Origin of the sequence: Streptomyces sp. NPDC093149 (genome assembly GCF_044754145.1) — a bacterium.
Taxonomy (GTDB): domain Bacteria; phylum Actinomycetota; class Actinomycetes; order Streptomycetales; family Streptomycetaceae; genus Streptomyces.
In genome coordinates this window covers 68034-80165 of sequence record NZ_JBIVON010000011.1, presented here as the reverse complement: position 1 = coordinate 80165, position 12132 = coordinate 68034, and the positions used below count along the sequence as shown (strand labels likewise).

At 72.3% G+C, this 12132-nt stretch carries 10 protein-coding genes; 2 read left to right on the top strand and 8 right to left on the bottom strand.

Annotation, left to right across the window (positions count from 1 at the left end; genetic code table 11):
* Positions 1-37: 37 nt before the first annotated feature.
* A complete protein-coding gene (locus ACIQCZ_RS29245; protein ID WP_402286370.1) occupies positions 38-2497 on the top strand; it encodes a [protein-PII] uridylyltransferase in 2460 nt (819 codons plus the stop codon).
* Positions 2498-2628: 131 nt separating this feature from the next.
* Complete coding sequence (gene ffh / locus ACIQCZ_RS29240; RefSeq protein WP_402286368.1) at positions 2629-4176, top strand: signal recognition particle protein; 1548 nt, start codon at positions 2629-2631, stop codon at positions 4174-4176.
* Positions 4177-4245: 69 nt separating this feature from the next.
* Here the strand turns inward: ffh and ACIQCZ_RS29235 are convergent, their stop codons facing one another.
* From ACIQCZ_RS29235 to yhfZ, 8 genes are all read right to left on the bottom strand, one after another.
* Entirely contained in the window at positions 4246-5487 is a 1242-nt protein-coding gene (locus ACIQCZ_RS29235; protein ID WP_402286365.1) for a phosphopentomutase, read from the bottom strand.
* Between the two features lie 26 nt (positions 5488-5513).
* Positions 5514-6677, bottom strand: a complete 1164-nt coding sequence (locus ACIQCZ_RS29230) for an alanine racemase (protein WP_402286363.1) — start codon at positions 6675-6677, stop codon at positions 5514-5516.
* 2 nt (positions 6678-6679) lie between these two features.
* Complete coding sequence (locus ACIQCZ_RS29225) at positions 6680-7795, bottom strand: aminotransferase class V-fold PLP-dependent enzyme (RefSeq protein WP_402286360.1); 1116 nt, start codon at positions 7793-7795, stop codon at positions 6680-6682.
* Entirely contained in the window at positions 7792-8754 is a 963-nt protein-coding gene (locus ACIQCZ_RS29220; protein ID WP_402286357.1) for a phosphotriesterase, read from the bottom strand. Before ACIQCZ_RS29220 ends, ACIQCZ_RS29225 begins: the two co-directional genes overlap by 4 nt.
* A 35-nt stretch (positions 8755-8789) precedes the next feature.
* On the bottom strand, positions 8790-10124 hold the full coding sequence (locus ACIQCZ_RS29215; RefSeq protein WP_402286356.1) for a YhfT family protein: 1335 nt from the start codon (positions 10122-10124) through the stop codon (positions 8790-8792).
* Between the two features lie 42 nt (positions 10125-10166).
* Positions 10167-10523, bottom strand: coding sequence for a DUF2620 domain-containing protein (locus ACIQCZ_RS29210; protein ID WP_402286353.1), 357 nt, complete (start codon positions 10521-10523; stop codon positions 10167-10169).
* 76 nt (positions 10524-10599) lie between these two features.
* Entirely contained in the window at positions 10600-10986 is a 387-nt protein-coding gene (locus ACIQCZ_RS29205; RefSeq protein ID WP_391742861.1) for a PRD domain-containing protein, read from the bottom strand.
* A gap of 90 nt (positions 10987-11076) precedes the next feature.
* A complete protein-coding gene (gene yhfZ / locus ACIQCZ_RS29200) occupies positions 11077-12015 on the bottom strand; it encodes a GntR family transcriptional regulator YhfZ (RefSeq protein ID WP_351083092.1) in 939 nt (312 codons plus the stop codon).
* Between the last annotated feature and the right edge of the window lie 117 nt (positions 12016-12132).

Here is a 12132-nt window from a genome sequence, read left to right as displayed (position 1 = left end):
TCCCAAGACCGACGGCCCCGAGACGAAAGGCAGCCGGGTGACGAGCACCGAATCGACCACCGAATCCGAGGACTCGGAACCCAGCGGCTACGCGGCGGCCCGGCTGCGCCTCCTCCAGGGGAAGGCGCGGTCCGGGCCGCCGCGCCGTGCGGCCCTCGCCTCGCTCACCGACGACTGGCTCACCGCGCTGTTCACCGCCGCCGCCGAACAGACCGGCGTCCGCGGCGCCGCCCTCGTCGCCGTCGGCGGCTACGGCCGCGGTGAACTCTCCCCGCGCAGCGACCTCGACCTCCTGCTGCTGCACGACGGCCACGCCGACACGGCCGCGGTCGCCGCCCTGGCCGACCGCGTCTGGTACCCCGTCTGGGACCTCGGCCTCGCCCTCGACCACTCCGTGCGCACCCCCGCCGAGGCCCGCAGAACGGCCGGCGAGGACCTCAAGGTCCAGCTCGGACTGCTCGACGCCCGGCCCGTCGCCGGAGACCTCGGCCTCGTCGCCACGCTGCGCACCGCGGTCCTCGCCGACTGGCGCAACCAGGCCGTCAAACGCCTCCCCGCACTCGACGAGCTCTGCCGCGAACGCGCCGAACGCCAGGGCGAGCTCCAGTTCCTCCTCGAACCCGACCTCAAGGAGGCCCGCGGCGGACTGCGTGATGTCACCGCACTGCGCGCCGTCGCCGCCTCCTGGGTCGCCGACGCCCCCCGCGAGGGCCTCGCCGAAGCCCGCCGCGTCCTCCTCGACGCCCGCGACGCCCTCCACCTCACCACCGGCCGCGCCACCGACCGTCTCGGACTCCAGGACCAGGACCAGGCCGCCGCCGAGCTCGGCCTCCTCGACGCGGACGCCCTGCTCCGCCAGGTGTACGAGGCCGCCCGCACCGTCTCGTACGCCACCGACGTCACCTGGCGCGAGGTCAACCGCGTGCTGCGGGCCCGCTCGGCGCGCCCCCGGCTGCGCGCGATCCTGGGCGGCGGCAGGACCACCGCGGCCGAACGTACCCCGCTCGCCGACGGCGTCGTCGAGGCGGACGGCGAAGTCGTGCTCGCCCGCACCGCGCGCCCCGAACGCGACCCCGTGCTCGTGCTGCGGGCCGCCGCGGCCGCCGCACAGTCCGAACTCCCGCTCTCCCGGCACCTCGTACGCCACCTCGCCACCACCGCCCGCCCGCTGCCGGTGCCCTGGCCCGCCGAGGCCCGTGAGGAACTCGTCACCCTCCTCGGCGCGGGCGAGGCCACCGTTCCCGTCTGGGAGGCGCTCGAAGCGGAGGGCCTGATCACCCGGCTGCTCCCCGACTGGGAACGCGTCCACTGCCGCCCCCAGCGCAACCCCGTCCACACCTGGACCGTCGACCGTCACCTCGTCGAAGCGGCGGTCCGCGCCTCCTCGCTCACCCGTCGCGTCGGCCGCCCCGACCTGCTCCTCGTCGCCGCGCTCCTGCACGACATCGGCAAGGGCTGGCCCGGCGACCACTCCGCCGCCGGGGAGGTCATCGCCCGGGACATGGCCGCCCGGATCGGCTTCGACCAGCACGACGTCGGCGTCATCGCCACCCTCGTGCGCCATCATCTGCTGCTCGTCGAGACCGCCACCCGCCGTGACCTCGACGACCCGGCGACCGTCCGCTCCGTCGCGAACGCCGTCTCCACCGCCTCCACCCTGGAACTTCTGCACGCCCTCACCGAGGCCGACGCCCTCGCCACCGGGCCCGCGGCCTGGTCCTCCTGGCGTGCCGCCCTCGTCGCCGACCTCGTCGAGCGCGTCGCCGCCGTGCTCGCCGGCCAGGCCCCCGAAGAACCGGCCCCCGCCGCACCCGGCGCCGAACAGGAGCGCCTGGCCGTCGAGGCCCTGCGCACCGGCGAACCCGTCCTCGCCCTGCACGCCCAGGCCGGGACCCCGGACGAGGACGGCGAACCGGAACCGGTCGGTGTCGAACTCCTCATCGCCCTGCCCGACCGGCCCGGCGTGCTGCCGGCCGCGGCGGGCGTCCTCGCCCTGCACCGCCTCACCGTGCGCGCCGCCGACCTGCGCGCCGTGGAACTCCCCACGGAACTCGGCGCCGACGAATCCGCCGACCTGCTGCTGCTCAGCTGGCGGGTCGCGGCCGAGTACGGCTCCCTGCCGCAGGCGGGCCGCCTGCGCGCCGACCTCGTACGCGCTTTGGACGGCTCCCTGGACATCCGTGCCCGGCTCGCCGAGCGCGAGGCCGCCTACCCCAGGCGGCGCGGGGTGAAGGCCCCGCCGCCGAGGGTGACGGTCGCCGCGGCCGGCTCACGGCTGGCGACGGTGATCGAGGTACGGGCCCAGGACGCCCCGGGACTGCTGCACCGGATCGGCCGGGCGCTGGAACACAGCGGGGTCCGGGTGCGCAGCGCGCACGTGTCGACGCTGGGCGCGAACGCGGTGGACGCCTTCTACGTCACGGACACCGACGGGGAGCCGCTGCCCGAGGCGCGGGCGGCCGAGGTGGCCCGGGAGGTCGAGAAGGCGCTGGGCTGAGCGCCGCAGCCCGGCCCGCGGGCCCCCGTACGGCATGAGAACCGGGCGAGGGCTTCGCGTTTCCCGGGGTCCGGATACCCTTGGGGACGACTGACCTGCCCCGCCCCCGACCCTGAGGACCGACGAGCGCCGTGTTCGATACTCTCTCCGACCGCCTTAGCGCGACTTTCAAGAACCTCCGGGGCAAGGGCCGCTTGTCCGAGGCGGACATCGACGCCACGGCCCGCGAGATCCGTATCGCCCTGCTCGAGGCCGACGTCGCGCTGCCCGTCGTCCGGGCCTTCATCGCCAACGTCAAGGAGCGGGCGCGCGGCGTCGAGGTCTCCCAGGCGCTGAACCCCGCCCAGCAGGTCGTCAAGATCGTCAACGAGGAGCTCGTGGGCATCCTCGGCGGCGAGACCCGGCGGCTGCGGTTCGCCAAGAACCCGCCCACCGTGATCATGCTCGCCGGTCTCCAGGGTGCCGGTAAGACCACCCTCGCCGGAAAGCTCGGCCTCTGGCTCAAGGGCCAGGGCCACTCCCCGCTGCTCGTCGCCTGCGACCTCCAGCGCCCCAACGCCGTCAACCAGCTCAGCGTCGTCGCCGACCGCGCCGGTGTCGCGGTGTACGCGCCCGAGCCGGGCAACGGCGTCGGCGATCCGGTCCAGGTGGCCAAGGACTCGATCGAGCACGCCAGGTCCAAGCAGTACGACGTCGTCATCGTCGACACCGCCGGCCGTCTCGGCATCGACCAGGAGCTGATGCAGCAGGCCGCGGACATCCGCGACGCCGTCGGCCCCGACGAGATCCTCTTCGTCGTCGACGCGATGATCGGCCAGGACGCGGTCAACACCGCCGAGGCCTTCCGCGACGGCGTCGGCTTCGACGGCGTGGTGCTCTCCAAGCTCGACGGTGACGCCCGCGGTGGTGCGGCCCTGTCGATCGCCCACGTCACGGGCAAGCAGATCATGTTCGCGTCGAACGGTGAGAAGCTCGAGGACTTCGACGCCTTCCACCCCGACCGTATGGCGTCCCGCATCCTCGACATGGGTGACCTGCTCACCCTGATCGAGCAGGCGGAGAAGACCTTCAGCCAGGAAGAGGCCGCCAAAATGGCCTCCAAGCTGGCGTCCAGCAAGGGCAAGGACTTCACGCTCGACGACTTCCTGGCCCAGATGGAGCAGGTCAGGAAGATGGGCTCCATCTCCAAGCTGCTCGGGATGCTGCCCGGCATGGGGCAGATCAAGGACCAGATCAACAACATCGACGAGCGCGACGTGGACCGTACCGCCGCGATCATCAAGTCGATGACCCCGAAGGAGCGCGCCGAGCCGACGATCATCAACGGCTCGCGTCGGGCCCGCATCGCCAAGGGCTCCGGTGTCGAGGTCAGTGCCGTGAAGAACCTGGTGGAGCGATTCTTCGACGCCCGCAAGATGATGTCGAAGATGGCACAGGGCGGCGGCATGCCGGGAATGCCCGGGATGCCGGGCATGGGTGGTGGCCCCGGCCGGCAGAAGAAGCAGGTCAAGCAGGCCAAGGGCAAGCGCAAGAGCGGCAACCCGATGAAGCGCAAGGCCGAGGAGCAGGCCGCGGCGGCCCGTCGCGAGGCGGCGGCGCAGGGCGGCGCGTTCGGCCTGCCGGCGCAGGAGGACAAGAGCTTCGAGCTGCCGGACGAGTTCAAGAAGTTCATGGGCTGATCGCCCGGCGACATGCGTGAGGGGCGCCCACCACCGGTGGGCGCCCCTCACGCATGTTCCCATCCGTTCCTACGCGGCGTGCCGTCCCGGCCGCAGCGCCGTGCCGTTGGCCAGTCCGCCCGGGTCCAGGGACAGCGAGACGGCCGCGGTCGCGCCCACATCCGCGAGGCTCTCCGCGTCCGGCAGCAGCTCCACGCCGTCCGTGCCGGGCCGGTGGATCAGCACCGGCACGTACTCACGGGTGTGGTAGGCGTGCCCGATCGTGGGGTCGTTCCCGTGGTCGGCGGTGACGATCAACCGGTCGCCGGGGCCGTCGAGCAGTGCCACGAGCCCGGCGAGTCCGGCGTCCACCTGCTCCAGCAGGCGTCCGTAGCGTTCGGTGTCCTGCTGGTGCCCGGCCAGGTCGGTCTCCTGGACGTTGGCGACGACGAGCGCGGCGCCGGGGGCGCGTACCGCTTCGAGGGTGTGCGCGAGCACGTCGGCGGTCCTGACGGCAGGGTGCCGCCGCGCCGCCTCGCACGCCAGGATGTCGGCGGCCTTCCCCACCAGGGTGACCGGAACACCCGCGCGGGCGGCCAGATCGGGGAGCTGGCGGGTGTGGTCGAGCTCGGCGCCCAGGTGCTGGACCTCCAGGCCGCCGTTGCGGTAGAAGCCGGTGGCGGGGGTGTCGAGGCCGACGGTTCCCGCGTCGCCGGGGCGTACGAACCGCCCGAGCGGGCCGTCCGCGTGGCCGCCGACCGCGATGACCCGGGCGACGGGCGCGACCGCGCGGACGGTACGGGCGACGGCGAGGATGCCGCCGGGGCCTTCGAAGGGCAGATCGTCGAGGCGTCCCGAGGCGTTCCAGTTGATCCCGGGGTCGGCCTCCAGGTTGTCGTGGACGAGCACCGCCCCGTCGACCACGAGGAGCGGCTTGCCGTCCAACGGGACGACATGGTGCCCGGCCGCCTCCAGGGCCCCGGTCACCTCGTCGAGGTGGTCGGCGAGCCGGGCGACGGTGACCCGGCTGAAGTCGGCGCCCATCATGGTCTGGTGGCCCGCGAAGGTGTCGGCGCCGGGATAGCCGAGCGCGGCGCGGCCCGCGGCGACGGGCAGAAGGGTGCGACGGGCGAGATCCGGGTGCGGGTGGACCAGGCCGAGACCCAGCGCGCCGAGCACCGGCAGACGCAGCGGGCGGCCGAGGGCCGCGCGGCAGTGGTCGAGGACGTGTCCGCAGGTGTCGGCGGTGAGATCGCCGGGGCGCAGGGTGCCCGCGTCGGGCATGGCGCCGATGCCGAACCCGTCGACGACGACGATGACGGTCTTGGCCATGGGGGCCTCCTCCTCCGGGCCGGGCCTCACAGGGCCCGGCCCTGGGCGTCGTACAGCCCGTTCAGCCGGGGGGTGCCGGAGGAGAGTCCGGAGACGACGGCGACGGTCGAGCGGGTGACGAAGATCTGGGTGCGGAAGGCGAGCAGCGCGGTGTCCCCGAGCCGGACGCCCTGGCCGTCGGCGGGCGCGTCGAGCAGCCGGTAGTAGTCGATGTTCTCGGCGGGCGCGTCCTGTACCCCGAGGCGTGCGCCGGTGCGCGGCAGCAGGGCGCTGCGGATGTGGGACCGGGCGTAGAAGCCGCCGCCGCGGATCGCCGGGCGGCCGTCGTCGAGGGTGTGGGCGATCTCGCTGACGTACACGTACGCGGGCTTCTCGGGCTGGTGCGGGTCGACGGCGTGCAGCGGGGTGGTGCCGGTGAGGGCGTGGCCGGGTTCGCCGTGGGTGGCGCCGAGTCCGGCGAGCAGGGGGAGGGAGGCCATCGAGGTGGCGCTGGGCGCGCTCAGCTTCAGGCGCTCGTGCCCGCGGGAGGCCAGGACCTCGCGGGCCTTGAGGGCGAGCGCGAAGTTGGGGGTGGCGCGGGGAACGCCGGTCGCCGGGTCGCACAGGACGCAGGGGAAGGCGGTGACGCCCGCGATCCGGATGCCGGGCAGCCGTTCGGCGGCCTCGGCGAAGGCGTCCAGCCGGGCGAGCGGGACGCCGCCCTCCTGACCGGGGTAGACCGAACCCTGGGCGCCTTCGAGACGTACCAGAACGTCCTGGACGAAGCCCAGCCGCTCGGCGGCCTCGGACACGGCCTGTGCGTTGGCGAGGTCGAAGACGGTGACGGCCTCGGGGCGCCAGGTCAGCAGCTCGGGCAGTGCGCGACGGGGGATCTGGACGAGGTGGCCGAGATTGCCGGCCCGTGCGCCCGCGGCGTGCAGGGTGCGGGCCTCGGGCGGATCGATCGCGGCGAACGCGGGGATGTGCCGGGCGACGGCCCTGATCAGCTCGGGGTTGCGGCCCAGCTGCTTGACGACGAACCAGAGGCCGACGCCCAGCCGTTCGGCCTCCGCCGCCAGCAGTGCGGCGTTGGCCTCGATGGCGTCGAGGTCCATCACATAGGTGTCGGGCGGGATCTCGCCGCGCCGGTGAAGGGTGGCCGCGGCGTCGACGAGCTCGGGGTTGCGGGTGAGCACGGTGTCGAGAAACACGGTCAGTCGTCCTTCGGGTCGTTCAGGGCGTCGAGCGAGCGGCGCAGGATGTCGATGACGAGATCCGCGCCCGCCCGCATCGGATTGACGCGCACGGTCCAGTCGGCCAGCTCGGGGGAGTCGTCCAGGGCGGAGCTGGACATCCGGTAGAAGAGCGGCGCGATCTCGTAGCGGGAATTGGAGCCGACGGGGTAGGGCGCGGCCCCGAAGCGGGCGGCCACGGCGGGCAGTTCCCGCGCGACCGGCCGGTCGAGGCGGATCAGCAGGCAGCGGTCCTGGGCATTGGCGATCCGTACCTCGGCGACACCGTCCACCTCGCCCGAGGCCAGCCGCTCGGCGACCTCGGCGCCCACCCGGGACTGCACGGACCACATGACCGGTACGTGCGTGAGGGCACGCAGGGCGTCGAGCGCCTGCCAGCCCTGGACCTGACCGCCGCCGGAGTAGTTGTCGCGGCGGATGTGCCTAACCAGGTCGCGTGCGCCGACCACGATGCCGACGCCTTCGGGGCCGTGCAGCTTGAAGAGGGAGAAGCAGGAGGCGTCGGCGCCGAGCTCCACTCCCGCGGCGGGGGTGCGCATGACGGCGTAGTTGTCGTCGACCAGGGTGCGGACCCCGGCGGCCCGGCAGGCGGCGAGGACCTCCGCCGGGTCGTACGAGTCGGCGAGCCGCTGGCGGGTGTGCTGGACGTAGGCCCACCGGAACCGGCCGGACCCCAGGGCCTCGCGCAGCGCCCGCGCGTCGTTGAAGTCGACCTCGACGGTGCGCACGCCGATGCCGCGCAGCGTGACCTCGGTGGTGCGGTAGACGGGGGCCCGGTGGATGAGCAGAGGGTCGCCCGCGCGCACGGCGGCATTGAGGGCGGCGCGGATCGCGCCGGTGCCCGCGCCCTGGACGAAGGCGGCGTCCTCGGCGCCGAAGAAGTCCGCGAGCACGGCCTCGACCCGGGCGGTCGTGCGGGGGCGGCCGAGCCCCGGGACGACTCCGGCGTCCGCGTCGAAGAGCTGGGGGCCCTCGAAGTGCGTGGCGGTGGCCTCCAGGAGCCGGAACTGTCTGGCGATCGCGTCGTCCAGCTCCACCGTCGCCAGCGGGAAGGTCTGCGGAAGTACGGGACTCATGCTCGGATCTCCTCCACGTGTCCGCCGGTCAGGAAACGCAGCGGATTGCGACGGGTCATCAGGTCGATCAGCTCGTCGTCGACCCCGGCGGCACGGACCTCGGGCAGGAAGCTCCGGAAGAGATGTCCGTACCCTTGGCCGCCCTCGTCCAGGAGGTAGCCGTGGCGGGAGATGTCACAGCTCAGCAGCACCCGGTCGGCGTGCCCGGCCTCGATGAGGGCGAGCAGCAGCCGCAGCCGGGTGCCGTCGCTCTGGTAGCCGTCCTTGCCGACGGTGTCGAACGCGACGTACGCCCCGCTCGACGCCAGCTCCTCGTGGACGGCGGGATCGTCCAGCAGATCCTGATGGCCGATGCTGACGCGGTGGGCCGGCAGGCCCTCGCCGGTCAGCAGCTCCAGCTGGGCGATCCCGCCGCGGCCGAGCTGGGCGTGGGTGGCGACGGAGAGGCCGGTGGCGAGGGCGGCCCGCGCACTGGCGCGCAGCACCTTGGCCTCGGGCGCCGTCGGGGTGTCGCCGTGGCTGCCGATCTCGCCGAGGACACCGGGGCGGACGCCGGTGGCGCCGATGCCGCCTTCGATCTCCCGGACCAGCGTGTCGGTGAGCTCCTCGACGCTGCTGCCGTCGATCTCGGGGGTGTGGAACGGTTCGTAGTACCAGCCGGTCGCGGCGACGACGGCGATCCGCGCTTCTTGGGCGATGCGGGCCAGGGCCCGGACGTCGCGGCCCATGCCGCGGCAGGTCAGTTCGACGACGAGGCCGAGGCCGAACTCCTCGCGGAGCGCGGTGAGCTCGGTGGTGACCGCCGCGGTGTGACGGTGCGGGTCGAGGACGGCCGCGCCGTCGCCCTTGTGGTCCAGGTCGAGGACCAGGTGCTCATGGGCGAGGGCGGGACCGGTCACGGAACCGGCCGGGAGATCGCCGGTGACGGTGCGCAGGACGGGCGGGGCGGGGTGGTTCATCGTGGGGGGTTCCTTCTTCGTGTACGCGGTCGGCCTCAGCCCTTGATCGGGGTGAACAGGTCGAGCCAGTACAGGACGTTGAGGAGGATGCCGCCGACGATCACCGCGGCGGGAGCGGCGGCCATCTTCACGACCGGCCGGCCCATCGCCTCGTTCAGCAGGTAGAGCCCGCCGACGACGAGGATGCCGAGCCCGCCGCCCATGGCGTTGGCGGCCATCAGCGAGCCGAAGAGGATCGCGAGCTGCAGGGTGTCGCCGATCGCGCTGCGCAGGTGCTCCGAGGAGTCACGGACGCTGGGCAGCTTGCCGAGAAGCTTGCCGATGTACGAGAGGGCCAGGACCTCGGCGGCGAAGACGACGGCACCGACGACCGCTGCCAGGAACGGGTTCGGCATCAGATAGCCGATGGGGTACACCAGGGTGAATCCCGCGATGCCGTACGCGCCGGAGGCGAGTGCGGTCGTCGCGATCAGCGGGATGAAGCCGAAGACCCGGTAGAAGTCGACCTGGGCGGCCTCGGAGTACTGCCCCTTGGCGATCAGGAAGCTGGTCGCCTCGCCGCCGCCGAATATGTGCATCTGAGCCAGCACGCAGACTCCGGCGCCGAGCACCATGAACAGCGGGAGGTACTTGCGCAGGCGGGCCGCGCTGGCGCTGAAGAGCGAGGCCATCGGGTCGTCCTCCAGGACGACCTCGGTGACACCCGCGGCCCGGTCGGCCTTGCGCTGCTTCATGTCCTTGGCGACGGCCAGGGCGATCAGCATCAGCACACCGACGGCCATGGCCAGCGCCCCGGCGAACATCTTCGGCCAGACCTTCATGGTCATGACCACCAGGGCGAGTTCCAGGACTCCGGCGACGGCGCCCCACTTGCGGCCGAACTGCTTGGTGATGGCGAGCACCGGGAACAGCGTGAAGAGGAAGAGGATCGGCGTCGACATCTGCTGCATGGCGGTGATGAAGTCGACGGGCAGGTCGTGCGCGACGTTGTTGGCGCCGTTCAGTCCGAAGACGACGACGGCCCCCCAGGCGCCGCCGAGGATCGGCGCGAGCCACTTCTTCGGTGCCAGGATGCCGAGGATGTCGGTGGGCAGGAAGACGAGCCACGGGTTGAGCACGCCGGTGGAGAGGGCCATCGGGGCGCCGAGCCCGAAGATGAATCCGGCGGAGAGGCCGAAGGAGACCGCCGTCGTCGCGCTGCGGGTGGTGCGCCCCTGGATGAAGTCCAGCAGGAACGGACGTACGCCGTCGTTGAAGACGGCCAGAGCCATGTGCGAGATGTACGCGGTCAGCGCGCACAGGGCTATCACGGTCAGTTGCTGCGCCAGCGTGAAATCAAGGCTGGTGCCGGCGGCGAGTGTGGTGCTCACGAGTCACTCCTTCGTGCCCGGGACGGGGGAGGGGCGGCCGGATCAGCCGCGGGCGGCGATGGCGCGCGCCATGAGGGGGGCGATGGCGTCGATCTGGTCCATGGAGAAGCCGAAGACCTTCTTGCCGTCGGCGATCAGGGCGGTGATCTCCTCCTCGGTGGGCACGCTGCGGCCGAAGGTGTGGCAGGCGGCGGTGCCCATGAGGCCGACGAGGACCCCGAGGGAGGCACCGGCCCCCGTGTGGCAGGTGCCGAGGTAGTAGTCGGCCTGTCCGACGCGGAGCTTCATCGCGGCGTCCATGTCGCTGGAGGTGACGACGTCGAGGGAGTCGATGCCGAGCTCGGCGATGGCCTTCGCGACCTCGACCTTGCCGACTCCGCCGGTGAGGATCTTCGTCATTTCTGTCTCTTCTCTCTGTGCGTCTGTTTCCGCGGGCCGGGACGTGTCTGTTCCGCGGGCCGGGGGCCGGGGCCGGTCAGGAAGTGGGGGCGGCCGGTGACTGCTGGGCCAGGACGGCGAGGTGCATGCCGAGGAAGTTGACCTCCGAGTCGGGGAGCGCGGCGCCGAGCTCGCGCTCCGCCCGCGCGGACACGGCGCGGGCGCGTTCGACCGCGTCGGGGTGTCCGGCCAGTTCGGCGGCGACCTGGTCGTCGGTGAGGAACTGCTCGATCGGTTCCCCGTCCAGGAGCCGGGTGAGCGCCATCATCAGATGGCTGGTCAGCATGCCCGCGGTCGCTTCGGTGACCGTGCGGCCGTCGGCTTCCAGGGCGGTCAGCTCGGCGGTGACGAAGTCGGCCACTTCGGGCCGGACCTGGCCGCCTTCGCGGAAGAGCTGGATCCGCAGTGCGAGCTGGTCGTCCATGGTGATCCTCCTAAAATCAACAGTAACCAGGATTCTGTATTTTCAGGCCGGTGAATGTTCCGGACGAGCGAGATGTCCGTCACCCGCCGGTCAGTACGAGGGCATGCGCTCGCCCCGCAGTACTTCGCTCTGCAGCCGGGTCACCAGGGACAGGTCGAGCGCGTCCCGGACCGCGGCGAGCGCCTTCGTCCCCTCGGTCCGTCCGATGACGGCCGCGCTGGAGTTGCGCAGCGACAGCTCGCGGGTGACCTCGTCGCCGAGCGGGAGCACGTCGACGCCCGGCCCGATCCGGTCCTGCGCCTCGTCCAGGTTCCAGACGGTGGCGTCGACCTCGTCGCGGGCGAACAGATCGCGCAGCTGCATGTACGAGGCCTCCAGCCACTCGATGTCGTCCCGGCCGGCGAAGACCCGCTCCACGAGCATCCGCAGATCCTCGGACGCGTGGTCGACGGCCACCCGCAGCCCGGGGGAGTCCAGGTCGACGCCGTGCCGCACCAGCATCCCGTGCGCGCCGACATAGGTGGCGGGGCCGAGATCGGCGACGAGTTCCACCGGGTGCTCGGCGATCAGCTGGTCGGCCGCGAAGCGGGACAGGATGACGAGGTCGACCTTGCCCTCCAGTAGTGCGGCCGTGCGGGCTCCGGCACCTCGCATGAACGTGATCGCGAACGGCGCGCCCGCCTCCTCGAAGGCGCTGCGCAGCCCGGTCGCCAGCCCTTCGTACCTGCGCGAGTACGGGAGCGGCATCGCGGCGAGCAGCGTGCCGAGTCCGGACAGCCGCCACAGGACGGAACGGTCGGACCGGACGAGGAAGGTGCCGAGATGGCCGCGGGCCGTCGTCTCGATCGCACCGGAATCCTCCAGCAGCTGCAAGGCCGCCTGAACGGTCCCGTTTCCGCAGCCCAGCTCCTCGGCGAAGTCGCGCACACGGGGCAGGCGGGTGTCCGGCTCGTGGTTGAGCAGCAGGACGGCGAGCTGCCGGGCGGCGAGGCCGTTTCGAGTGAGGAAGCGGTCATCGAAAGCGTTCACGAATCAAACAGTAAACAGGATTCTGGATATTGACAAGGAATTCACCCGGGCGACCTTGATTCCCCCTGTGGGCCCACTGGAGAGGCCCACAGGGGGCTTGGTGTCGCTTTCTCATCT